The 22718-nt window shown below is 62.8% G+C and carries 22 protein-coding genes; 10 read left to right on the forward strand and 12 right to left on the reverse strand.

Annotated elements, in window-relative coordinates; genetic code table 11:
• Nucleotides 1-46: 46 nt before the first annotated feature.
• Nucleotides 47-910: an FAD binding domain-containing protein gene (locus AC0L28_RS26200; protein WP_287173257.1), complete on the reverse strand. Its 864-nt coding sequence runs from the start codon at nucleotides 908-910 to the stop codon at nucleotides 47-49.
• A gap of 327 nt (nucleotides 911-1237) precedes the next feature.
• Between AC0L28_RS26200 and pncA the strand changes: the two genes are divergently transcribed.
• Nucleotides 1238-1837, forward strand: coding sequence for a bifunctional nicotinamidase/pyrazinamidase (gene pncA, locus AC0L28_RS26205; protein ID WP_287173255.1), 600 nt, complete (start codon nucleotides 1238-1240; stop codon nucleotides 1835-1837).
• Nucleotides 1838-1878: 41 nt separating this feature from the next.
• A complete protein-coding gene (locus AC0L28_RS26210; RefSeq protein ID WP_287173252.1) occupies nucleotides 1879-3303 on the forward strand; it encodes a sodium:proton antiporter in 1425 nt (474 codons plus the stop codon).
• Here AC0L28_RS26210 and AC0L28_RS26215 read toward each other — a convergent pair whose 3' ends face one another.
• From AC0L28_RS26215 to gcvA, 8 genes are all read right to left on the reverse strand, one after another.
• Nucleotides 3304-4023, reverse strand: a complete 720-nt coding sequence (locus AC0L28_RS26215; protein ID WP_473481113.1) for an ABC transporter ATP-binding protein — start codon at nucleotides 4021-4023, stop codon at nucleotides 3304-3306. It abuts the gene before it with no gap.
• Complete coding sequence (locus tag AC0L28_RS26220; RefSeq protein WP_287173246.1) at nucleotides 4020-4745, reverse strand: ABC transporter ATP-binding protein; 726 nt, start codon at nucleotides 4743-4745, stop codon at nucleotides 4020-4022. The genes AC0L28_RS26215 and AC0L28_RS26220 overlap by 4 nt, the downstream gene beginning before the upstream one ends.
• Complete coding sequence (locus tag AC0L28_RS26225) at nucleotides 4742-5704, reverse strand: branched-chain amino acid ABC transporter permease (protein ID WP_287173243.1); 963 nt, start codon at nucleotides 5702-5704, stop codon at nucleotides 4742-4744. Before AC0L28_RS26225 ends, AC0L28_RS26220 begins: the two co-directional genes overlap by 4 nt.
• Complete coding sequence (locus tag AC0L28_RS26230; protein ID WP_027152158.1) at nucleotides 5701-6582, reverse strand: branched-chain amino acid ABC transporter permease; 882 nt, start codon at nucleotides 6580-6582, stop codon at nucleotides 5701-5703. The genes AC0L28_RS26225 and AC0L28_RS26230 overlap by 4 nt, the downstream gene beginning before the upstream one ends.
• Nucleotides 6583-6608: 26 nt before the next feature.
• Complete coding sequence (locus AC0L28_RS26235; protein ID WP_287071127.1) at nucleotides 6609-7913, reverse strand: ABC transporter substrate-binding protein; 1305 nt, start codon at nucleotides 7911-7913, stop codon at nucleotides 6609-6611.
• Nucleotides 7914-8080: 167 nt separating this feature from the next.
• Nucleotides 8081-9556: a hypothetical protein gene (locus AC0L28_RS26240; protein WP_287173240.1), complete on the reverse strand. Its 1476-nt coding sequence runs from the start codon at nucleotides 9554-9556 to the stop codon at nucleotides 8081-8083.
• A 195-nt stretch (nucleotides 9557-9751) separates the two neighbouring features.
• Nucleotides 9752-11056 (reverse strand): nicotinate phosphoribosyltransferase, encoded by a 1305-nt coding sequence (gene pncB / locus AC0L28_RS26245; protein ID WP_023801535.1) that lies wholly within the window; start codon nucleotides 11054-11056, stop codon nucleotides 9752-9754.
• A 191-nt stretch (nucleotides 11057-11247) separates the two neighbouring features.
• A complete protein-coding gene (gcvA, locus tag AC0L28_RS26250) occupies nucleotides 11248-12222 on the reverse strand; it encodes a transcriptional regulator GcvA (RefSeq protein ID WP_023801534.1) in 975 nt (324 codons plus the stop codon).
• Nucleotides 12223-12457: 235 nt separating this feature from the next.
• Between gcvA and speB the strand changes: the two genes are divergently transcribed.
• The 5 genes from speB to AC0L28_RS26275 all read left to right on the forward strand — a co-directional run bounded on the left by speB (nucleotide 12458) and on the right by AC0L28_RS26275 (nucleotide 16214).
• Nucleotides 12458-13519: an agmatinase gene (gene speB, locus AC0L28_RS26255; RefSeq protein ID WP_473481117.1), complete on the forward strand. Its 1062-nt coding sequence runs from the start codon at nucleotides 12458-12460 to the stop codon at nucleotides 13517-13519.
• A gap of 86 nt (nucleotides 13520-13605) precedes the next feature.
• On the forward strand, nucleotides 13606-14403 hold the full coding sequence (locus tag AC0L28_RS26260) for a transporter substrate-binding domain-containing protein (RefSeq protein ID WP_473481119.1): 798 nt from the start codon (nucleotides 13606-13608) through the stop codon (nucleotides 14401-14403).
• A gap of 21 nt (nucleotides 14404-14424) precedes the next feature.
• Nucleotides 14425-15093: an amino acid ABC transporter permease gene (locus AC0L28_RS26265; RefSeq protein ID WP_023801531.1), complete on the forward strand. Its 669-nt coding sequence runs from the start codon at nucleotides 14425-14427 to the stop codon at nucleotides 15091-15093.
• Complete coding sequence (locus tag AC0L28_RS26270) at nucleotides 15090-15737, forward strand: amino acid ABC transporter permease (protein WP_027152165.1); 648 nt, start codon at nucleotides 15090-15092, stop codon at nucleotides 15735-15737. Before AC0L28_RS26265 ends, AC0L28_RS26270 begins: the two co-directional genes overlap by 4 nt.
• A 111-nt stretch (nucleotides 15738-15848) precedes the next feature.
• The gene (locus tag AC0L28_RS26275; protein ID WP_473481121.1) at nucleotides 15849-16214 is read left to right on the forward strand and encodes a hypothetical protein; all 366 of its coding nucleotides are present in this window, start codon (nucleotides 15849-15851) and stop codon (nucleotides 16212-16214) included.
• Nucleotides 16215-16255: 41 nt separating this feature from the next.
• On the opposite strand, the gene AC0L28_RS26280 is transcribed toward AC0L28_RS26275, so the two are convergent.
• The gene (locus tag AC0L28_RS26280) at nucleotides 16256-17659 is read right to left on the reverse strand and encodes an MATE family efflux transporter (protein WP_473481123.1); all 1404 of its coding nucleotides are present in this window, start codon (nucleotides 17657-17659) and stop codon (nucleotides 16256-16258) included.
• 260 nt (nucleotides 17660-17919) lie between these two features.
• On the opposite strand from AC0L28_RS26280, the gene AC0L28_RS26285 reads away from it, so the two are divergent.
• The 3 genes from AC0L28_RS26285 (at nucleotide 17920) to AC0L28_RS26295 (ending at nucleotide 20427) form a co-directional block, all read left to right on the forward strand.
• Entirely contained in the window at nucleotides 17920-19179 is a 1260-nt protein-coding gene (locus tag AC0L28_RS26285; RefSeq protein WP_473481125.1) for an AAA family ATPase, read from the forward strand.
• Nucleotides 19180-19193: 14 nt separating this feature from the next.
• Nucleotides 19194-19742, forward strand: coding sequence for an RloB domain-containing protein (locus tag AC0L28_RS26290; RefSeq protein WP_473481127.1), 549 nt, complete (start codon nucleotides 19194-19196; stop codon nucleotides 19740-19742).
• 106 nt (nucleotides 19743-19848) lie between these two features.
• A complete protein-coding gene (locus AC0L28_RS26295; protein ID WP_287319065.1) occupies nucleotides 19849-20427 on the forward strand; it encodes a histidine phosphatase family protein in 579 nt (192 codons plus the stop codon).
• Between the two features lie 19 nt (nucleotides 20428-20446).
• On the opposite strand, the gene AC0L28_RS26300 is transcribed toward AC0L28_RS26295, so the two are convergent.
• The gene (locus AC0L28_RS26300) at nucleotides 20447-22033 is read right to left on the reverse strand and encodes an FGGY-family carbohydrate kinase (protein ID WP_473481129.1); all 1587 of its coding nucleotides are present in this window, start codon (nucleotides 22031-22033) and stop codon (nucleotides 20447-20449) included.
• The gene (locus tag AC0L28_RS26305) at nucleotides 22030-22713 is read right to left on the reverse strand and encodes an HAD-IA family hydrolase (RefSeq protein ID WP_473481131.1); all 684 of its coding nucleotides are present in this window, start codon (nucleotides 22711-22713) and stop codon (nucleotides 22030-22032) included. Before AC0L28_RS26305 ends, AC0L28_RS26300 begins: the two co-directional genes overlap by 4 nt.
• Nucleotides 22714-22718 lie beyond the last annotated feature (5 nt).

The raw sequence follows: 22718 nt of genomic DNA on the forward strand, positions 1-22718 counted from the left end.
CCGCTCATGCCAGGCTGAGTTTTGGTCATGCCAGGTTGAGCTTGGCTCATGCCGCCGCTACCTTCTCGACCGACGCGTGACCCGCGGCACCGAGAACGGCGCGGGCGACAATTTCGCGCGCGGCGTCCAGCCGGTATTCGGCGCTGCCGCGCACGTCGTCGATCGGCGAAAGCTCGTCCATCGGTGCGGACTGGATCGCAGCGACGAGAGCGTCGTTGACCGGGAGGCCGCGCAAGGCTGCTTCGACGCCCGAGAGACGCCTGGCGACCGCCGAACAGGAGCCGACGGCGACGGCGGCGTTGGCGACGATGCCATCCTCAATGATCAAGCGAGCCGCCGCCATCGCTATCGAAATGACGAGATAGCGGCGCGCGCCGAGTTTTTCGAAAACCGACGTGCCGGTGGCCGCGTTTTTCGGCACGCGGATGGCGGTGACCATTTCGCCCGGCTGCAGTTCCGTGCGGCGGTTCCCCAGGATGAATTTTTCCAGCGGCAGATGGCGGACCATCGCCACCGCGCGCAGTTCGACCTCGGCGTCGAGGACGAGCAGCGCCGGCACGCCGTCGGCCGCCGGGGAGGCGTTGCAGAGATTGCCGGCGATGGAGGCGACGTTCTGGATCTGGACGGAGCCGACTTCCCGCGCCGCCTGCTTCAGCGCGTCGAAGGCCGCCGGCAGCGGATGACGGACAAGATCGGTCCAGGTCGTGCGCGCGCCGATGAGCCAATGGCTGTCGGTCTCAGCAATACCGCGCAGCGTCGCCAGGCCGTTGATGTCGAGGACATTGTCGCGGAAAGGCTTGGCTCCTTGTGCCGGGTAGAAATCCGTACCGCCGGCAAGGATGCGCCACGGAGCCTCGCCAAGCAAAGCGAGCGCCTCGTCTATGGTGGTGGGTTTCGCGTAACGGATCACGCCCGCCTTCCCAAAAAAAATGGGCCTTCCCAAAATGGGCCTTCCCAAAAAAGGGTTGCCGACGGAACTTGCCGGCCTCCGAGCCGGGTCAAATTCATTCGTATGCAAATGATATCAAGCCGGCAGGAATTGTCAAAGCCAGAGTTTTGCGCCGGCGTCCGCATCGGCGCGACGGCACGCATTTGTTATGCCGTTGGAGTTGACGCAGCCGGCCATCTGGTCAAGTTTCTGCATCGGTTGCGTCAGCGGCATTTTCGGCGGGTTCGAACACCGGATTCCACGTTTCGGCAGACTTCATGCCTCCGGGACAAACAAGAGGGAGGCTCCATGGCCGACGAAGCGCTTGTCATCATCGACCTGCAGAACGATTTCTGTCCGGGCGGCGCGCTGGCGGTGGCCGGCGGCGACGAGATCGTGCCGCTGGTCAACGACCTGATCCGCCGGACCGAACATGTCGTGCTGACGCAGGACTGGCATCCCGCCGGCCATTCGAGCTTTGCCTCCAGTCATCCCGGCAAGCAGCCGTTCGAAACGATTGAAATGCCGTACGGCCCGCAGACGCTGTGGCACGACCACTGCATCCAGGGCAGCCTGGGTTCGGATTTCCATTCGGGTCTTGCCTGGACCAGGGCCGAACTGGTGATCCGCAAGGGTTTCCGTCCGGAGATCGACAGCTATTCGGCTTTCTTCGAGAACGACCATGCGACGCCGACCGGCCTTGCCGGCTATCTCAAGGAGCGCGGCATCGACACGCTGACCCTGGTCGGCCTGGCGACCGATTATTGCGTCGCCTTCTCGGCGCTCGATGCGGTCAAGCACGGCTTTCACACGACAGTGCGGCTCGACGCCTGCCGCGGCATCGATCTCAATGGCTCACTCGAGACGATGCTGAACCGAATGCGCGATGCCGGCGTGACGCTGGCTTGAACATCACCGATCGCATTCGACACAATTCCACAGGGGGCATTATGCGGTTTGCGGCGGCTTTGACAGCGGGCGCTGTGGTGGCATCCCTGTTTCCGGGAATGGCGCTTGCAGCCGAAGCCCACGAGCTGCCGGGCGAAACAATGTCGCTGTGGTGGGCGCTGCCCTTTGCCGGCCTGCTTCTGTCGATCGCCACCGGGCCATTGCTCTTCCACCATGTCTGGGAGCACCACTACGGCAAGATCACCTTGTTCTGGGCGGCGCTTGCGGTCGTGCCTCTGGCGCTGGCGTTCGGCATGGCTTCGGCTACAGAGGCGGTGCTGCATGCGCTGCTCACCGAATACATGTCGTTCATCATTCTTCTGTTTGCGCTGTTCACCATTTCGGGCGGCATCCTCGTCGCCGGCAACATCCACGGCACGCCGCTGGTGAATGCCGGACTGCTGCTGATCGGGGCGATGCTCGCCTCGGTCATCGGCACGACCGGCGCCTCGATGATCCTGATCCGGCCGATCCTGCGCGCCAACGACAACCGGCCGTTCAACGCCCATGTCGTCATCTTCTTCATTTTCCTGGTGTCGAACATCGGCGGCTCGCTGACGCCGCTGGGCGATCCGCCGCTGTTCGTCGGCTTCCTGCGGGGCGTCGATTTCTTCTGGACCGCTGCCAATCTCTATCAGGAGACACTGTTCGTCGGCGGCCTGGTGCTGGCCGTCTTCCTTGCCATGGACATCATCCTGCATCACCGCGAGGCCGGCGCACCGAAGATCAAGGATCCGACACCGGACACGAAGGTGCGCATCCGAGGCCTGGCCAACCTCCCGCTGCTGGGCGGGGTGATCGGCGCGATCCTGCTTTCCGCGACCTGGAAGCCGGGCGTGGCTTTCTCGGTCCAGGGCGTGAGCCTTGAATTGCAGAACCTTGTGCGCGACGCCATCATCCTGGCGCTTGCGTTCCTTTCGCTCGGCGTCTCGCAGAAAAGCCACCGGCAGGCGAACAACTTCCACTGGGAGCCGATATCAGAGGTGGCGAAACTGTTCGCCGGCATCTTCATCTGCATCGTGCCGGTCATCGCCATTCTCAGGGCCGGTGCCGATGGCGCGCTGGCGCCGCTGGTCTCGCTTGTCAGCTCGCCCACCGGTGAGCCCAACGACCTGGCGTATTTCTGGATGACCGGAGCGCTATCTTCCTTCCTCGACAATGCGCCGACCTATCTGGTGTTCTTCGAGCTCGCCGGCGGCGACCCGCAGCATCTGATGACCACCTTCGCCTCGACGCTGGCGGCGATCTCGGCCGGCGCGGTGTTCATGGGCGCCAACACCTACATCGGCAATGCACCGAATTTCATGGTTTACGCCATTGCCAGGCATCGCGGCGTGAAAATGCCGGGCTTCTTTGGCTACATGGCATGGTCGGGCGCGGTGCTGGTCCCGATATTTTTGATCGCGGGTTTCCTGTTCTTTCGCTGATCAGCCGACGCCGACATAGCGGCGGACCGCCGACGGATCGGCGCGGAGCTCCTCGACATCGACGGTCTCGCGGTTGCGGCCGTTTTCGATGAACGAGACCCGGTCGGCGACGGACAGCACGGCATCGACGCGCTGCTCGACCAGGATCGTCGAGACGCCAAGGTTGCGCAGCTTCGCTACTGTCTCGCGAATTTTTGCGATCATCGACGGCATCAGCCCTTCGGTCGGCTCGTCGAGCAGAAGCACCTGCGGTTCGAGGCACAGGGCCCGCGCCATGGCCAGCATCTGCTGCTCGCCGCCCGACAGCGTGCCGGAGCGTTGTCTCAGCCGCTGGCGCAGCAGCGGGAAGAGCTCGAGCACGTTTTCGCGCGTCGCCTTGCCCTTGCCGCGGGCCATCAGGCCAATCTCGATGTTTTCGGCCACCGTCATCTCAGCGAACAGCCGCCGGCCCTGCGGCACATAGGCGACGCCGGCCTTCGGCACGTCGTGCGCCGGCAGGCCGGTCAATTCCCTGCCGTCGAGCCTGATCGAGCCGGCGCGTGACGGAACGAGGCCCATGATCGCCTTCAGCGTCGTCGTCTTGCCGGCGCCGTTGCGGCCGAACAAGCAAAGCACCTCGCCCTTGTTCAGCACGAGGTCGAGGCCGTAGAGCACCTGGACCTCGCCGTAGAAGCAATCGAGCCCGGAGATGGTCAGTGCTTCAGCCCTCGGTTGCGTCATGGGGTCGTCCCCAGATAGGCGTCCTGCACCTCGGCATTGGCGCGGACCTGCTCGGGCGTGCCTTCGGCCAGGATCTTGCCGGCGTTGAAGACGGTGATGCGGTCGGCGAGATGCATGACCACCGGCATGTTGTGTTCGATCAGAAGCACGGTGGCAGTTTTGGCGATCTCGCGCACCAGCCCGATGAAATTGTCGATCTCGCTGTCGGCCAGCCCCTGCGTCGGCTCGTCGAGGATCAGCAGGCGCGGCTTCAGCGCCAGCCCCATCGCCACTTCGAGCAGGCGCTGATGGCCATAGGACAATTGCCCGGCCGGCATATGGGCGCGGTCGGCAAGGCCGGTGCGCTCCAGCGCCGCCATGACGCCGGCATGCACAGCACCCTTCGAGCGGCCGTCGGTCAGCGTGCGCTGCACCGGCAGCGCGACATTGTCGTAGGCGGTGAGGTTGGCGAAGACGCTGGTGATCTGGAAGGTGTAGGCGATGCCAAGGCGGACCCTGGCGTAGGCCGCCAGGTTGGTAATGTCGGCGCCGTCGAAGACGATCATGCCCGATGACGGCTGGATGCGGCCGCTGATCAGGCTGACGAAGGTGGTCTTGCCGGCGCCATTCGGGCCGATGACGGCGCGGATCTCGCCCGGCATGAGGGCGAAATCGACACCATCGACAGCGCGCAGGCCGCCGAAATTGCGGGACAGGCCTTTGGTCGTCAGCAGCGGCATCATGGCAGCCATCCGAGCCAGCGCTGACGGATGGTGCCGAGAATGCCCCTGGGAAAGAACAGCACCAGCAGGATGAGGGCGATGCCGACGATCAGCAGATAGGCCGAGGTGTAACCGCTGGTGACGTCGACGACATAGTACATGAACAGCGTGCCGATCAGCGGACCGAGCGTGGTCGCAGCACCGCCGAGCAGCACCCAGAGCAACGGCAGGATGGAATATTGCACCGAGGCGAAGGTCGAGCCGACATAACCGAACAGCAGCGCGTAGGCGGCGCCCGATGCCGCGCAGATGGTGCCGGAGACGACGACCGCGGCAAGCTTGTTGGAAAAAATGTCGTAGCCAAGCATTTTGGTCCGCTCCTCGTTTTCGCGGATGGCGACCAGCACACGGCCATACCTGGAGCGGACTATGCCGAGCGTCACCAGCAGCACGATCGAGAACAGGACCAGCGCGCTCATGTAGCGCACGGTCGGATTGGTGAGGCCGAGCGAGGTGTCGCCCAAAACAAGCACACGCGCCGACTGCGGCACCACCAAGCCCTGATCGCCGCCGGTCCAGGCCGCGAGATAGAGGATTATGAGATAGAACACCTGCGCGAACATCATGGTGACGATCATGAAGGCGACACCGGAAGTGCGCAGCGCCAGCAGCCCGATCACCAGCGCGAGAAGCGCGCCGCAGGCAAGGCCGGCGGCGAAGGCGGCCGGCACGCTCCAGCCGAGCTGGATGACGGCAAGGCCTGCGCCATAGAGCCCAGCCGAAAAGAACATGGCGTGGCCGAGGCTGAGCAACCCGACATAGCCGAACAGCAGGTTGTAGCCCATGGCGAAAACCGCCAGCACCATGATGCGGGCGAGCAGCCCGTGGTGATATTCCGGCAGGACGAAGCTTAGGGCAAACAGCAGGACGATGACGCCAAGATGCAACGCATAGGCTTTTGACGGTGAAGCCTCCTTCATCGCGATGCCGTCCCGAACAGGCCTTGCGGCCGGAACACCAGCACCATGGCGACCAGCAGCGTGGCGATGATCTTGGCCAGCGTCGGCGAGAAGAACACCGAGATGATGCCGTCCGACAGGCCGATGAGCACGGCAGCGACGACGGTGCCGCGCAGCGAGCCGAGGCCACCGATGATGACGACGATGAAGGACAGCAGCAGCGGGTCCTGTCCCATCAAATAATGCGCCTGGCTGATCGGCACGATCAGCACCGCGGCCACCGCCGCCAGCATCGCGCCGAGCGCGAAGACGCCGGCATAGACGCGGTCGACCGGAATGCCAAAGGCCTGCGCCGTTTCGCTGTCATATTGCGTGGCGCGCATGACGAGGCCGATTTTCGTACGCGTCAGCACGAACCAGGTCGCCACCAGCAGAAGCGCGGATGCGGCGATGATCGACAGCTTGTAGCCGGAGTAGCCGAACCACGGCAAAAGGATGCGGTAGCTGAAGGGCGGCTCCACCGGCCGTGCCTCCGGACCATAAAAGGTCAGCGCCAGTTGCTGGATGATGTAGAGCATGCCGATGGTGGCGACGATGGTGGCTTCCGGATTGTAATTCAGCCGGCGCAGCACCAGCCGTTCGGAGACCAGCGCGATCAGGCCGACGATCAGCGGCGCCAGCGCCAGGGCTGCCACGAAGCCGAGCGCCGGATGGCCTGATATCGCCGTGGAGATCGCCCAGGCAAGCACCGCGCCGAGCATGAAGAACTCGCCATGGGCGACATTGACGACGCGCATGACGCCGAACACCAGCGACAGGCCAAGCGCCGTCAGCGCCAGCACGGCGGAGGTGACGAGGCCTTCGAGGGCGGCGAGGAGAAGGTGGGGTCCGAAGTGCATCGGCTATACGCTGGCGGGGTGCAAGCTCACAGCGGCTGCGTCGTGTAATCCCCTTCCGGCTCGTAGAGGCCGTCCTCGATCTTGGTCTTGTGGACGACGTTCAGCCGGCCGCCTTCGACCTTTGAGATGTTCTGGATGCCAAAACACTGGTGGATCTTGCCGTTGAAGGTCTTCGGCCCTTGCGGATGCTCGGGGCCCTCGGCGAACTCGGTCAAGGCCTCGGTCGCCTCGACCAGCTTGGCGCGGTCTTCCGGGCCCTTGTAGCCGGCATCCTCCATCGCCTTCTTGACGACATAGAGCGTTTCCCAGCAGCCGAACATGTGCGCGGCGGTGGAGACGTCCTTCGGATCGCCGACGGCAGCGCCATTGTCGTCGATGCCGACAGCGGCGCGATAGGCCTTCTGCGCGGCGGAATCATCTGGCTGCGCGTAGCGCGGCGAGCCTTCCCAGAAATGGCTGCCGTCGAGGAATTCGAGGCCGGGGCTGTTGATGTCGGTGGCTTCGAGCGAATCGATGAAGCCGAACAGCTGCGGCCGGCTGGAGCCGTAGAACTCGCCGAGTTCCTTGACGAAGGTGAGCACCGCAGGGCCGACCATGACGTGGTAGATCACCTCGGTTTCGGCCGGGATTTGCGGGAAGTATTTGGTGAAGGACGATTCCGTCGGCGGGATGGCGATCTGGGCGATGACCTCGGCGCCCTGCGCCTTCAGCGCCGGCGGCAGGTAGTCGCGATGGTCGTAGCCGAAGGCGAAATCGGGGAAAATCTGCGTCACCTTCTTGCCGGCATTCGCCGCGATCCACGGCGCCATCGCCTGGATTTGGCTCTTCACGTCGGTGATGCCGGGCTGGAAGACGTAGCGGTTGAGCTTGGTCGAGGCGACGTGGTGGCCTTCGCTGACGACAAAATAGGGCATCTTGGCCTCACCGGCGGCGGGCGCCGAGCCGATGACGACATGCGAAAACAGCGTGCCGTAGACGATGTCGGTCTTATGCTGGGTGGCGAACTTGCCGACCACTTCGGCGCCGCGGCCGGGATCGGTGCCGTCATCCTCGATGATCACCTCGACCGGCCGGCCGTTGATGCCGCCGGCTTCGTTGATCGCCTTGACCGCGGCTGCGGTGGTCCGCTCGTACCAGCGGCCATAGGCGGCGCCGATGCCGGTGCGGTGGCACTGGAAGCCGATCTTTATCGGCGCCGAGCTTTGCGCCTGGCTGTAGCGCACGAACCCAGGCGCGACGGCAAGGCCGGCGCCCGCGGCCAACCCCTTCAGCGCGGTGCGGCGGGTGAGACCGGTTTTGGAGAGATCGAAAAACCCATTCTTGTCAGTCACGGCAGTTCCCCTTGTTTTTGAGTTTTGACCAATGGCTGTAGCGAGACGGGCCACTCTTGGTGAGAGCGCCGAAATTGCATGTGTACAAACTAAATCATCAAAGCCCTGACGTGGCAAGCGAGCTTTCCCCTGAGGACCGATCGACGTCATCGAAGCCGGGTTTTGTCTCACCCGACCGAAGGCGTGGCAAGCAACCACAGGCCGAAGACCGTATAGGCGATCATCAGCACGGTGAGCGGAAACTGGCTGAGCGCGGCGCCGGCGGGACGCGGGTGCAATCGCCAGGCGAGGCCATGCGCGACGAGCACGGCGAGCATGTGGCCAATGATGATGATACCGGCCTGAAAATTCCACAGCCACCATGCCGAGCCGGCGCCGGCGGCCGCGCCGGCTTCGATCCGCATGTCGGCGGTGCCGAACAGGTTCCAGCCCAGCGCGAACGGGTCGGAAAGCGCAGCCATGGCGTATTGGCCGTCGACGAGCAGCGTCGTCAGATAGTGCGCAACATGATAGGCGAGCGCGATCGGCACGATCGACCAGACCAGCAGCCCTGCGGCCTGACTGAGGGAATGCGGGCTGCCGGCAAGATGCTGGCCAAGGACAATGGCAATGATGAACGCGGCTGCAAGCAAGACGAACATCAGCACGAGCCCGAAGCTGCCGATGCCGATCACCGCCGTGCGGCCCGGGAATTCCAGCGGGTTGAGCCCGAACAGGCCGAACCAGAAGAAGGTTTTCGACAGGCCGTCGAACGACACCGACGACAGCGCCAGCAGCAGGAAAGCAATGCCGCTGAGCGACAGCGGCGCGGCATTGCTGAGCTTGGCGCCCGGCCAGCACAGACTGAGCCGGCTACCTTCCTTGCGCCCGCCTTCATTGCGCTTGCCTTCGTCGCGCTCAAGCAGGGCGAAGCGCGCCACCATGGCGAGGAAGACGGTCAGGAACTCACCGCGCCGGGTCCAGTCGCGGTAGCCGAACACCTGCATGGCGGCAAAACTCAGCAGCCAATAAAGGCCGGCGGCCCAGGCGAGCCGCGCCGGGTCGTCGGGCGCCGGGTCGATCAACTCGAACCAGGCGAAGGCGAAGAACAGCGCGAAAGCCGGCCAGCAGCCGAGCCACGCAGGCGGTCGCCATGTCTTGCGATTGCCGAACAGGCGGGAAATGACACGCCAGGGCCCGTACCAGGGGTTGAGCCATGACCAGAGATTGCCGAACAGCCCCTGCAGCAGAACCAGGCCAACCCAGAGCAGCGTCCAGATCGCCAGCGGCAGCGGGTTGGAGAGCGGATCACGGCTGCCGAACAGGCCGGCCGCAACCAGAATTGCAAAGCCGGCAAAGGATATCAAGCTGACGACCGCCCGCGCGCGGTCGCCGAATGCAAAAAGCGGCAGGCGCCGCCGCCAGAAACGGTCGGGAAAGTCTGACGGCAGCAGTGCCAGCACAAGGAAGCTGGCGGCGACCGCGAGCGCACCGCCGGCGACGTAGTAGCCGGTGGGCAGAAGCAGGACGTGGCCGCGATCGGAGGCATGGGCGAAGGCTGGGGTGGGTGATGCGATGAAAGCCGAACAGATGAAAGCTCCCGTCCAGAAAGAATATGCTCGCCCGCAGTGATCCTTCACACCCCCCTCTGTCCTGCCGGACATCTCCCCCGCAAGGGGGGAGATTGGCTGGCACGTCGGCTTTCGCCAATCTTCGACGTTGCAGGAAGGGCGCCGTTCGAACGAACTGCCGATCTCCCCCGTTGCGGGGGAGATGTCCGGCAGGACAGAGGGGGGTGGGCGGGAACTCACGCTATCCGAGATTTCCCTTTTGGCGACGCGAAACCATTCGCAGCCCCCTCACACCTTGACCAGCTGCTCCACGCGGTCTTTCTCGCCAAATATGCGCAAATAGCGCTCGATCTCTTTTTCGTCGCCCGTGGCTTTGGCCGGATTGTCGGAGAGCTTGACCGCCGGGTGGCCATTGGCCTCGGTGACCTTGCAGACAAGCGAGATGGCGTCGAGCCGGTTGGTTTTGGTCGGCGCGCAGCCCTCGAAATCATTGGTCAGATTGGTGCCCCAGCCGAAGGACATGCGCACCTTGCCGTGGAAATGGCGGTAGGTTTCCTCGATGGTCTCGACCTCGAGCCCGTCGGAGAAAATCAGCAGCTTCTGTCTGGGGTCCTTGCCCTTTCCGCGCCACCAGGAAAGGATCTTTTCGCCGCCTTCGATCGGCGGCGCGCTGTCGGGGCGAAAACCGGTCCAGTCGGCGATCCAGTCCGGCGCGTCACGCAGGAACGCCGCGGTGCCGAAGGTGTCCGGCAGCACGATCAGCAGATTGCCGCCATAGTAGCGCTGCCAGTCCTGCAGCACCTTGTAGGGCGACTGCTTCATTTCCTTTTCCGAATTGGCGAGCGCGGCGAACACCATCGGCAGTTCATGCGCGTTGGTGCCGAGCGCCTCGAGGTCGTTGTCCATGGCCAAAAGCACGTTGGAGGTGCCGGTGAAAGCCTCGCCGATGCCTTCCTTCAGCGCTTCGACGCACCAGCGCTGCCACAGGAAGGAATGCCGGCGGCGGGTGCCGAAATCCGAAATGCGGATATCCGGCAGCGCTTTCAGCCGCTCGGTCTTGGCCCACATCTTGGCCTTGGCGCGAGCATAGAGCACGTCGAGCGCGAAGGGCCCGAACGCCCGCATGGCGGCGCGAGAGCGAAGTTCATTGATAATTGCCAGCGCTGGGATCTCCCACAGCGTCGTGTACATCCACGGACCGCTGAACGTGAGCTCGTACTGGCCATCGCGCTTGGAAAGCTCGTATTCCGGCAGCTGGAAATTCTCGAGCCAGGCGAGGAATTCCGGTTCAAAAATCTGCTTGCGGCCATAGAAGGTGTTGCCGCCAAGCCAGATCATCTCTTTCTTCGAGAAGCGCAAGGTGCGGGCATGGTCGAGCTGATCGCGCAGTTCTGCTTCGTCGATCTCCTCGGCAAGGCGAACCGAGGTGGTGCGGTTGATCAGCGAGAAGGTGGTGTCGATCTTGGGATACATGCCCCAGATCATCTGCAGCATCAGCAGCTTGTAGAAATCGGTGTCGAGCAGGCTGCGGACAATCGGGTCGAGCTTCCAGGTGTGGTTGTAGACGCGCCGCGCTATATCGGTCTTGGTCATGTCTCGATGCCGCCTTCGCTGCTCGCCCTAGCTTTTGTTTAGCGCTTTTCCCGGGAAGCCGCTGCGCACTATTCCGGGAATTGCTCCAAATGCCTCTTAGCATTGAATTTTTGAATGCGCCTCCCGCTTTGCCGGCTGGCCCGACAAAAAGGAAACGCTGCGGGAAGCGCGCTGCTTCGGCTGCTGCAGCCTCAGGACGCCGTCTTGGCGCCGATCACTCTCAGCGCCGGACGCTTCCTGCGGATGCCGATGCGGCCCGCCACCGGCGCATCGGCGCGGCCGTCGGCCTGCTCCTTTTCGGCAAACAGCCAGTCGATGAACAGCTGCACGATCGGGGCCGACCTCATCTCGTTGCGGCAGACGACATAGAAATCGTCGACCGCCGGCACCGACAGGCTGAACGGTGCGACAAGCAGTCCCCTGGCTAAGAGCCCGCTTGCGGTCACCGTATCGCCAAGCGCGACACCATGGCCATGAACCGCCGCCTCGGTCGCCGTGCGAGCATCGCCGAGATGGTGGCGGCGGCCGCGCTCCAGATCCAGCGCATCGGCGGCGGCCAGCCAAGTGTGCCATTCACGGCCGTCGTCGCCATGCAGGAAGACGTGATCGGCAAGGTCGCGCACGGTGCGGATCGGACGGTTGTTGATCAGCGTCGGGCTGACCACCGGGAACAGTTCGAGGCCCGACCATTTGCGCATCCAGCAATCGGTCCAGCTGCCATCGCCATAATGCACGCAGATATCGATATGCGGCGCGCGGACGTCCTTGGCATCATTCGACGGGATCAGCGTCAGCCTGATATCGGGATACTGCGAGGTGAAGCTGCCGAGCCGCGGGATCATCCACAGCAGCAGCAGTGCCGGCACGCAGGAGACCGACAGGGCGCCGGTGCTCGCCGGCCTTGTCATGCGCTGCGTGGCGGCGGCGATGCCGTCGAAGGCGGTCGACACCGCCGGCAGCAATTCGGCGCCGTGCGGCGTCAGCTTCACCCGCTGACCGGCGCGCTCGAACAGCTTGACGCCCAGCGACTGTTCGAGCGCCTTGATCTGATGGCTGACGGCGCCGTGGGTGACGTTGAGCTCAGCCGCCGCCTTGGTCAGCGAGGCATGGCGCGCCGTCGCCTCGAAGGCCCGCAATGGATTCAGGGGAGGCAGACGCTTGGCCATCGGAGCCTCAAAGGAGCACGATCCCCAGAAGTGGGACCCGGTTTTCGGATAAGATCGTGCTCGACATTAATGTGAGATTTTCTCACAGCAAAGACCCTAACAATATCAATTGATTTTTCAATGCAGCTGCAAGACACTTTGGCGCGTACAGCATCAAGACGTGAAATCCGCAGGCAGCCGGCAGGAATGGCGACCGTCATTGATGGCCGCACTGCACCAGCCATGGAGGACCGACATGGGTTATAACAGCGGCAAGCTCGAAGCGTTGCGCCGCAAATACGGCGAAAGCCATGGCGGCGAGATGTTTGACCCAAAATTCCGCCGCGTCGCCGACAAGATTTTTTCCAAGAGCGGCACGCGGCTGGCGCCCTATTCCGGCATCCCGACCTTCCTCAGCGCGCCTTACCGGGAAATAGCCGCCGACAATCCTGATTTCGGCGATCTGCACGTGGCGATGATCGGCGTGCCGATGGACCTTGGCGTGACCAACCGGCCGGGCGCCCGCTTCGGGCCAAGGGCGCTGCGCGCAATCGAGCGCATCGGCCCCTACAATCATGTGCTGGAATGCGCGCCGACACATGAGCTGAAGGTGGCCGACATCGGCGACGTGCCGTTCCAGAGCCGTTACCGGCTGGAGACCAGCCATGACGACATCGAGCGCCGCACCAACCAGATCGTCGACGCCGGCGTCATTCCGCTTTCGGTCGGTGGCGATCACTCGATCAGCCACCCGATCCTGAAGGCTGTCGGCAAAAAGGCGCCGGTCGGCATGATCCACATCGACGCCCATTGCGACACCAGCGGCCTGTTCGACATGACCAAGTTCCACCATGGCGGGCCGTTCCGCAACGCGGTGCTGGACGGGGTGCTGGATCCGTCGCGCACCATCCAGATCGGTATCCGCGGCTCGGCCGAGTATCTTTGGGAGTTCACCTACGAATCCGGGATGACCGTCGTGCATGCCGAAGAGGTGACCGGCCTCGGCATGCCCGCCATCATCGCGAAGGCGCGCCAGATCGTTGGCGATGGCCCGACTTATGTGTCCTTCGACATCGACAGCATCGACCCGGCCTTTGCGCCGGGCACCGGCACGCCGGAAGTAGGCGGGCTGACGACGCGGGAAGTGCTTGAACTCTTGCGCGGCCTGAAGGGCCTCAACATCGTCGGCGGCGACGTCGTCGAGGTGGCGCCGCAATATGACGCGACCACCAACACCGCCCATGCCGGCGCGCAGGTGCTGTTCGAGATCCTCAGCCTGATGGTGTTCAGCCCGGCGCTCTCAGGCAAGCGAGCCTGACGCATCAGGCAAGAACTTCCAAGGCGAGCGCCGCGCTGGAGCCGGCGGCCGCATTCAACAAACAAGCTTCCAGCAGGGGAACGACAATGACATTTCACATGAAATCATCCATCGCCGCCGTGCTGATGCTCGCCGGCCTCGGTCTTGGCACCCAGGCCGCCAATGCCGACGCGCTCGACGACATCACCAAGGCCGGCGCGATCAATGTCGGCATTTTCTCCGACTTTCCGCCCTTCTCCTCGGCCAGTGCCGATATGAGCATCAAGGGCTATGACATCGACGTGGCGCAGTTCATCGCCGACCAGCTCAAGGTCAAGCTCAACTTGGTCAGCGTGACCGGGCAGAACCGCATTCCGTATCTTACCGACAAGCGCGTCGATATCCTGATGAGCGTCGGCTACTCCAAGGAGCGCGAGCAGGTGATCGATTTCGCCGCCGCCTACGCGCCCTATTATATCGCCGTCATCGGCCCGGCCGCGCTCAAGGTCGAAGGCAAGGACGATCTCGCCGACAAGTCGATCGCCGTCAACCGCGGCACGCTGGAAGATACGTCACTGACCGAGGCAGCACCCGCCTCGGCCGACATCCGCCGTTTCGACAACTATAATTCCGTCATCCAGGCCTTCATCTCGGGTCAGACCCAGCTGATGGTCGTCGGCAACGATGTCGGCGCCCAGGTGCTCGCCCGCCAGGAGGCACTGAAGCCGGAGCAGAAGTTCCAGCTTCTCACCTCGCCCTCGCATATCGGCCTCAACAAGAACGAGGACCGCCTGAAGCAGGCGGTCAACGACGCGGTCGCCAAGATGCTGGCCGACGGCAAGCTGGACGAAAGCTCGAAAGCCTGGCTCAAAACACCGCTCAATCCCGACAACCTCAAGGATTGATCTCCGGGGTAAGGACCGATCATGGGCTACAGCCTCGACTTCGGCTGGCTTGCCGATGCGACAGGTGCGATCGCGCGCGGGGCGGCCATGACGATCCTTTTGATCGCCGTGACCACGCTGGCGGGAACGTTCCTCAGCATCCTCGGCGCAGCAGGGCGGCGAAACGGCCCCTTGCTGCTCAAGCGGGCAATCGGCGTCTATGTCGAAATTATCAGGAACACGCCGTTCCTTGTGCAGCTGTTCTTCATCTTCTTCGGGTTGCCCAGCATCGGCGTGAGGCTCGATCCGCTGCTGGCCGCCATGCTGGCAATGACACTCAACATGGCGGCCTACACGATCGAGATCGTCGGCGCCGGGCTCGACGCGGTGCCGCGCGGTCAGACGGAAGCAGCCCTTGCGCTTGGGCTCAGGCTGCGTCAGGTCTTCGTCAAGATCGTGCTGCCGCAAGCGCTCAAGGTGATCTTTCCGGCGCTGACCAGCCAGATCATCATCATGATGCTGGAGTCCGCCGTGGTGTCACAGATCGCGGTGCGCGAACTGACCTACGAGGCCGACATGCTGCAGGCGCGCACCTTCCGTGCTTTCGAGACCTATTTCGTGGTGACGATGGTCTATCTCGTCCTGTCGATGGGGCTGCGCCGGCTGCTGGTCAGCGGCGGCCGCCGCGCTCTGGGAGCCGGCGTGTCATGATCGAATTCACCTTCTGGGATATCGTCCGCAACCTTCTGCTCGCCGCGCGCTGGACGGTGCTTTTGTCGCTGGCGGCTTTCGTCGGCGGTGGCGTGGTCGGCATGCTCGTACTGTTCTTCCGGATCGCCAAGAATAAATGGGCGCGGCGCCTTGCGTCGGGCTACATCGCGCTTTTCCAGGGAACGCCGCTGCTCATGCAGCTCTTCCTGATGTTCTTCGGCCTGCCGATGCTGGGCTTGCGAATCGAACCGTGGACCGCCGCAGCACTTGGCCTCACCTTCTTCGCCAGTGCCTATCTCGCCGAAATCTGGCGCGGCGGCGTCGATGCGCTGCCGCGCGGCCAGTGGGACGCCGGCGCCAGTCTCGGACTTCACTATCTGCAGGAACTGAGGCTGATCATCCTGCCGCAGGCGTTTTCGATCACCCGCGCCCCGACCGTCGGTTTCCTGGTGCAGCTGATCAAGTCGACTGCGCTCACTTCGATCATCGGTTTCGAGGAACTGGTCAGGACATCCAACGCCATCAACAATGCGACCTTCGAGCCGTTCACCGTCTACGGGCTGGTCGCGCTGATCTTCTTCGTCATGTGCTTCCCGCTGACGCAATATGCACGCTCGCTTGAACGACGGGCGACTTCAAACTAGCAAGCCGCCTCTGCGCTTGGCGTTCGAACGCCTTCTTCGCTTCTTCGGAGCTATCTCCTTGTTGGAAGAAGAGTTCTGTGTACTCTCGCAATGCTTAATCAAGGGCTTGGGATGAGAATTGCAATGTTGGTCGCGTTGGCCGCGACAGTAGCCGGGTGCGCGACCTCTCCTGTCGACTATGGAGCGTCGCTTTCGAAGCAAGACCGGAAATGGGCGTCGCCGGAATGCCAGCAAGCCCGCATGGAGGCTTCGGACTACGACGCTCGCGAAAAAAAGCAGCCGGGCTGGGGAACCGGCGTCTTTCTTGGCCCGTACGGATTAGGGCTCGCAGCAGCCATCAAGGAGCACCAGCAGAAGCAACGAAAATTGTTCGCCCGCGCGGTGCACTTGCGGTGCTCAAGCCTTCCACTGCCTAAGGAGTTGCAAAGCGACTTAAGCCCACAGGCCGCGACTGCAAATCAGACGAAATATCCATAGACGTCACGACCCCCGCCCTCCTCGTGACGAAGCCGCTTTCATCAATGCCCAAAGGTGAGCGGCGGCGCGATCCTGTCGCGCCGCAGCCAGCGCGCCAGGAGCAGCGCCGCCACCACCGCGAGCCCCAACGACAGGCCTATCCAGATGCCGACGCCGTCGAGCCCGGAATGGAAGGCGAGCAGCACGCCGAGCGGCAGGCCGATGCCCCAATAGCCGATCGCGGCATAGATCATCGGCACCTGGGTGTCGTGCAGGCCGCGCAGCATGCCGGCGGCCACCGCCTGTGCGCCATCGAAAATCTGGAACAGCGCGGCAAAGGCCAGGAACGACACGGCAAGCCCGATCACAGTGGCATTGGCCGGGTCGCCGAGATCGATGAAGGCGCTGATCAGCAGTTGCGGCCACAGGATCATCACCAGCCCCATCAGCGCCATGAACGAGACGCCGATGACAAAAGCGGTCCAGCCGGCGCGGGAAACACCTTCCGGATTGCCGGCGCCATGGGCGAGCCCGACGCGCACCGTCGCCGCCTGGTTGAGGCCAAGCGGCACCATGAAGCTGATCGAGGCGATCTGGATGGCGATGGCGTGCGCAGCGAGCGAGGCCGCGTCGATCAGCCCCATGAGAAGGGCCGCCGCGTTGAAGATCGTCACCTCGAAGGCGAGTAGCCCGGCGATCGGCAGGCCGAGCCGCAGCAGGCCCTTGAAGCGCGGCCAGTCGGCCCGCCAGAACCGCCCGAACAGTTGATAGCGGCGAAACTTCGGCTCAAGCATCACCACCGCCGCCATGCCGGCGAACATCAGCGTGCTGGACAGCGTGGTGGCGAGGCCGGAGCCGGCGATGCCCATCGCAAGAGCGCCGAGATTGCCGAACATAAACACCCAGTTGAAGAAGACATTGCAGGCAACGGCAACGAAGACGATGACCAGCGCCCAACCAGGCCGCTCCAGCGCCGAGATGAACGAGCGCAGGACGATATAGCCGTAGAAGGGCAGCACCGCCCATTCGAGCCAGCGCAGGTAGATGCCGGCCTGATGCGCCAGCGCCGGTTCCTGGCCCATGGCCAGCAACACGGCCTCGCCGTACCAGAGAAATATCCAGATCGGGATTGAGATCAGGATTGCCAGCCACAGGCCCTGCCGCACGGTGCGGCGCAGATCGCGCACGGAGTGGCGACGGCGGCCGAGTTCCGTGGCGATCATCGGCGAGGTCGCCAACATCAGGCCGAGCCCGAAGATCAGCGGCATGAAATAGAGGTTGGCGCCGAGCGCGCCGCTGGCCAGCGTGTCCGGACCCAGCCGCCCCATCATCATGACGTCGGTGGCGGTCATCGCGGTCTGGCCGAGATTGGTGAGCACCATCGGCCAGGCGAGCGCCAGCGTCGCCCTGATTTCCTGACGCCAAAGATTTTCCGGCGCGCGCGCGCCGGCTTCGATCGCAGACATTTTTTCGCCTATCCGATTGCGGCGCGTCGGGATCGAGCCGGAAGCCGCACTTCAAACGGCAAAACCTTCGGTTTCGCAGCGTTTGCGCCGTCTTTTGAACGAAACGCCACATGAAGGCAAGGGAGGAGGAGTGAGCAGCTATTGAGCCAGAGGCGTGAACCTCCCGCGTTTGGCAGCGTGACCACGTCTCCTCCAATCGGCGTCCTTAGCACGACAGCCGCTATCTCTTCACTCCTGCGGCTGCTTTTGGCAATTTTTTGTTGAAACTCGGCTTAAAAGGTCATATTTGGCGCTGTATGCTTTACCGCCTCGAAATCGAAAACTTCTATTCCGTGCGGGACCTGCAGGTGCTCGATCTTCGGATACCGAGGAACGTGCCTGACTATCCAGAGCGGTTCGCCCCTATTTTTCCAGGAGCGGATGAGAGAGCGCCCAAAGTGGTGGCGCTTTTCGGAGCGAATGGCTCCGGCAAATCGACTGTACTGAAAGCCTTGGCCTTCATTCCCTGGTTTTTGCGGGAGAGCTTTCAAAACAAAGGCTCTCTTCCTTGTGAGCGCTTCAATGACGAAGAATCTGCCAACAAGCCTATTCGGCTTGCGATCGAGGCAGGCGGATTGATGGATATGTCGTTTGCAGCACAGGACGCTGCAGCGCGCGGTGAAGGTCTATTTGGAACCTACCGTTATGAGTTGGAACTCCTGCCAAAAGACGGCGAAATTCGGAGAGTCACACGGGAGGTGTTGCGCCAAAAGCGGAACGGACACGGCAAATGGCTAAAGGTATTCGAGCGCGACGGCGACAAACCCCTCCAAGGCTCAAAGACATTCCCTCTTTCAGGCTTCAGCCAAGTCATTGACAAAGTCAGGCAAGACGCAAGCGTCGTGGCGACGCTTGCGCTTTTTGAGCACGAGCCATCGAAGGTGCTTTTGCAGGCAGCGGAGACTGTTTTCAGAAATATTCTGATGGACCGCACTGATCCCACCGACGGGGACTTATTCCAATTCCTCGCCCAGCGCCCGTCTGCTGTCGATGCTCTCAATCGCGATCTTCAGCGCATTGATTTAGGCGTCGAGCATATGCAGATAGTGCAGACGCCTACCGGGCCTACCGCTTTGTTCAGACATGAAGGTCTGCACGTTGACATGCCGTGGCAATTAGAGAGTCACGGCACCCGCTCGTTCATCAAGGTTTTTCCGCTTTTACTGCTCGCCTTGCAGAAGGGCGGGATTGCAATCGTCGATGAACTTGATCTTTCCATCCACCCGTTGATACTGCCCGAAATCATACGCTGGTTTTATGACGCCGAGAGAAACCTTTATCAGGCGCAGTTGTGGACATCGTGCCACTCGGTTTCCCTACTCGACGACCTGACCAAGGAAGAGATCGTATTCTGCGAAAAGGATCGGCAGGGAAGATCGCGAATTTACAGCTTGATGGATGTTCAGTCAGTCAGGCGGAGTGACAATCTCTACAAGAAGTATCTCGGCGGAACATACGGCGCGGTTCCCCAAATCGGATGAAGCGACGTGGAGCAATGGTACCCTCTCGCACTCCGATTTTTCTCGGTTGTGAGGGGGAATCCGAACAGGCCTATGGGCGGTTTTTGAATGACATCGTTAGAGCGTCAGAATTGCCGTTTCACATTGAAGTGGTGAATCTCAACCCTGGTGCGGGCGATCCACTTGCTCGTATTCGGCGTGCAGAGAAAGAAATAAAGCGCCGCAGCATTCGCAGGGCCGAGTTTCGGTTTAAAACGGTGTTGATGGATTCGGACCAAATAGACGGTGATCATCAGCGACGCCAACAGGTCGAGATTTTGGCCGCAGCTCACAACGTTTCCATCATATGGCAACAGCCCTGCCATGAGGCGTTTCTGCTGCGGCACTTCGAGGGACACACTAATCAAATGCCAGCGACTTCGGCCTTGTCACGGATCGCTTTGCTACAAGTCTGGCCCGAATACCAGAAGCCGATGACCAGTCTACAGATGTCTAGGAAAATATCGATTGATGGTGTTCGTCGCGTCGCAAACAGTGATGCTGCGTTGGAAACATTTCTCCGCCAAATCCGCCTTATCGTCTGACCGGTTTTGGTTATAGAAATCGACAGGTTATGCGGTCGATGCCGTCGGCGAATCCAGCTTTGATCGCGGAGAGTGAAGCTACTTCCCCTATTTGAAAGGCATGCGGATGAGCGCGTTTCCCGAAATCCATCTGGTTCGGCATGGCGAGACGGAATGGAGCGCGTCGGGAAAGCACACCGGCCTGACCGACATACCGTTGACGCCAGCCGGCGAGGCGGCCGCCGGGCGGGTCGCTGAGCGGTTGCAGGGGCTTTCGTTCCAGGCAGTCTGGTCGAGCCCGTCGCAGCGCGCCTTCAAGACCTGCGCGCTTGCCGGCTTCGGTTCGGCCGGCATGAAGAAGGCCGATCTGGCGGAATGGGATTACGGCGCTTACGAGGGACTGACCACGAAGCAGATCCTCGTCGAGCGTCCCGGCTGGCGTCTGTTTCGCGACGGCTGCCCTGACGGCGAGGCGGCAGAGGATGTCGGCGCAAGGGCCGATCGGATCGTCAATGAATTGCGCGACGTCAACGGCAATGTCCTGGTGTTCTCAAGCTCGCATTTTCTGCGGGTGCTGACGGCGCGCTGGCTCGGCCTGCCGCCGCAAGATGGCGCGCTTTTCGTGCTGGATACCGCCAGCACAAGCGTGCTCGGTTATGAGCACGACCTTGGCGAGCCAATTATCCGGCGCTGGAACCAGAGGTAGCGGCACAAGCCATTCGAGCCTACCTGATCGCGTCCAGCGCCTGCCGCTGCCGGTGCATCTCCAAAAACACGCGGTAGTCGCGGTCGAACCGGCCGGCGGCCGCCGAATTGGGCTCTCGCGTCTTGCCGCCTTGCTGCATGGCGACGCAGGCGGCGTTCAAATCGGGGAAAAGCCCGGCGGCGGTGGCGGCGATCATGCCGGTGCCGAGCAGCACCGCCTCATCGGCCAGCGGCTCGACCACCGTGCAGCCGGTGGCGTCGGCATAAAGCTCCATCAGCAGCGGGTTCTTGGTGTGACCGCCGGTGACATGCAGCGTGTCGATCAGATAGCCGTTCTCGTTCAGGGCTTCCAGCACATGCCGCACGCCCAGCGCAATGCTGACGGCGGTGCGCCAATACAGCTTGCACAGGCTGTCGAAGGAGGTATCCAGCGTCAGACCGGTGATGACGCCGACGGCATGCGGGTCGGCGAGCGGCGAGCGGTTGCCATGGAAATCCGGCAGCACATGCAGCCTTCCTGCCAGATTTTCGCCCTCTATGGCGCGCAACTCGACAACGCGCCGGGCAATCCTGGCGTGCATGGCGGCGTCCGGCTCGCCGCCGGCGCCGTGCCAGCGGATGATGTGATCGAGCAGCGCGCCGGTGGCCGATTGGCCGCCTTCCGACAGCCAAAGCCGGGGAAGGGCCGCGCCATAATACGGGCCCCAGACCCCGGCAAAGGGTTGCGGGTCGGGCGACATCGCCATGACGCAGCTCGAAGTGCCGGCGATCAGCGCCAGATGCCGGCCGATGTTGGTTTCATCGCCGGCGAAGCCGCCGAGCACGCCGAGCGCGCCGGCATAGGCATCGATGACGCCGGCGCCGACCCGGCATTGTTCGCTCAGGCCAAGCTCGGCCGCGGCTTGCGCGCTCAGCCGGCCGATATCGGCGCCCACCGGGCTGGCCTTGTCAGGCAGATTGCCGTGCTCGAAAAGATCGCCGAGCCCGACGGCTTTGAAGAAGTCGTGCCGCCAGCCGGTCTCTTCATGCGCCAGATAGGTCCATTTGGCGGTCAGCGTGCATTGCGAGCGGGCAAGCGAACCGGTTGCCTTCCAACTGAGAAAGTCGGCGAGGTCGAATAGATAGCCGGCTTCGCTCCATGTTGCGGGCAGGTTGCGCTTCAGCCACATCAGCTTCGGCGTCTCCATTTCCGGCGACATGACGCCGCCGATATAGTCGAGCACGGCATGGCCGCTTTCGGTGCATTCATCGGCCTCGGCAATAGCGCGGTGATCGAGCCAGACGATAGTGTCCCAGCGCCTTTCGCCTGACACCGACACGCTGAGCTGGCCACCATCCTTGCCGCGCACCACCAGCGAGCAGGTGGCGTCGAAGGAGATGCCGACGATATCCTGCGCTGACACCCCGGCTTTTTCGCGGGCGGCGCGCACCGCAATGCAGACCGCCGACCAGATATCCTGCGAATCGTGCTCGGCGTGATCGGCCTTCGGCCGGTTCATGACGATCGGGTGCTCGGCGCGGCCGAGCAAGGTGCCTCTGGTGTCGAGAATGCCCGCACGGGCGCTCCCGGTGCCGACATCGACCGCGCAAACGAAACTGTTCGTCAAAATGTTCTTACTCTCGCTCCCAGGCCTGCAATCAGATCGGGCAGTTGCAGCATGTCAGCGAATATAAAGTCCGGCTCACTCGACGCAAGCCGCGCTTTCAGTGCCGGGTTGCCGGCATGCGAGCCGCCGGTGAAGGCCAGGACGCGCATTCCCGCCGCCCGTGCCGCCGCGACGCCGACGGGGCTGTCCTCGACGACGACGCAATTTTGCGGGATCGCTCCCATTTTGGCGGCTGCGTGGAGAAAAAGGTCCGGCGCCGGCTTGCCCCGCGCCACCATGGCGGCGCTGAACAGATGCGGCTCGAGCAGCCCGAGCAGCCCGGTGACGTCGAGCGCATAGCGGATGCGATCCAGCGTGCCGGAGGAAGCAACGCAGCATGGCACGGTAAGCTTCGGAAGAACCTGGCCGATGCCGGGGATCGGCTTCAGCTCGTCGCGAAATTTGCGCATCAGCCCGACGCGCATCTCGCTCAGATGCAGGTCGGTGATATCAAGTCCGAAGTCGCGACCGAGGATTTCGCGAACGCTTTTCATGCTTTTGCCGAGGAAATGCTCATAGGCGGCATCCTCGCTGACACTGCCGCCGGCAAGCGTGATCATGCTAAGCAGCGCCGAAACGGACAGCCCCTCGCTGTCGACCAGCACGCCGTCGCAGTCGAAAATGACCAGGTCAGGCGTCATTGCAG

The sequence above is a fragment of the Mesorhizobium sp. WSM4847 genome (assembly GCF_055811335.1).

Excerpts from the sequence above, each read along its gene's own strand:
- AC0L28_RS26280 (WP_473481123.1), bottom strand. The coding sequence starts at position 17,659 with ATGTCTGCGATCGAAGCCGGCGCGCGCGCGCCGGAAAATCTTTGGCGT.
- AC0L28_RS26220 (WP_287173246.1), bottom strand. The coding sequence starts at position 4,745 with ATGATGCCGCTGCTGACGACCAAAGGCCTGTCCCGCAATTTCGGCGGC.
- AC0L28_RS26210 (WP_287173252.1), top strand. The coding sequence starts at position 1,879 with ATGCGGTTTGCGGCGGCTTTGACAGCGGGCGCTGTGGTGGCATCCCTG.
- AC0L28_RS26265 (WP_023801531.1), top strand. The coding sequence starts at position 14,425 with ATGGGCTACAGCCTCGACTTCGGCTGGCTTGCCGATGCGACAGGTGCG.
- AC0L28_RS26230 (WP_027152158.1), bottom strand. The coding sequence starts at position 6,582 with ATGCACTTCGGACCCCACCTTCTCCTCGCCGCCCTCGAAGGCCTCGTC.
- AC0L28_RS26240 (WP_287173240.1), bottom strand. The coding sequence starts at position 9,556 with ATGTCCGGCAGGACAGAGGGGGGTGTGAAGGATCACTGCGGGCGAGCA.
- speB (WP_473481117.1), top strand. The coding sequence starts at position 12,458 with ATGGGTTATAACAGCGGCAAGCTCGAAGCGTTGCGCCGCAAATACGGC.
- AC0L28_RS26225 (WP_287173243.1), bottom strand. The coding sequence starts at position 5,704 with ATGAAGGAGGCTTCACCGTCAAAAGCCTATGCGTTGCATCTTGGCGTC.
- AC0L28_RS26275 (WP_473481121.1), top strand. The coding sequence starts at position 15,849 with ATGAGAATTGCAATGTTGGTCGCGTTGGCCGCGACAGTAGCCGGGTGC.
- AC0L28_RS26270 (WP_027152165.1), top strand. The coding sequence starts at position 15,090 with ATGATCGAATTCACCTTCTGGGATATCGTCCGCAACCTTCTGCTCGCC.
- pncB (WP_023801535.1), bottom strand. The coding sequence starts at position 11,056 with ATGACCAAGACCGATATAGCGCGGCGCGTCTACAACCACACCTGGAAG.
- pncA (WP_287173255.1), top strand. The coding sequence starts at position 1,238 with ATGGCCGACGAAGCGCTTGTCATCATCGACCTGCAGAACGATTTCTGT.
- AC0L28_RS26305 (WP_473481131.1), bottom strand. The coding sequence starts at position 22,713 with ATGACGCCTGACCTGGTCATTTTCGACTGCGACGGCGTGCTGGTCGAC.
- AC0L28_RS26290 (WP_473481127.1), top strand. The coding sequence starts at position 19,194 with ATGGTACCCTCTCGCACTCCGATTTTTCTCGGTTGTGAGGGGGAATCC.
- gcvA (WP_023801534.1), bottom strand. The coding sequence starts at position 12,222 with ATGGCCAAGCGTCTGCCTCCCCTGAATCCATTGCGGGCCTTCGAGGCG.
- AC0L28_RS26260 (WP_473481119.1), top strand. The coding sequence starts at position 13,606 with ATGACATTTCACATGAAATCATCCATCGCCGCCGTGCTGATGCTCGCC.
- AC0L28_RS26295 (WP_287319065.1), top strand. The coding sequence starts at position 19,849 with ATGAGCGCGTTTCCCGAAATCCATCTGGTTCGGCATGGCGAGACGGAA.
- AC0L28_RS26215 (WP_473481113.1), bottom strand. The coding sequence starts at position 4,023 with ATGACGCAACCGAGGGCTGAAGCACTGACCATCTCCGGGCTCGATTGC.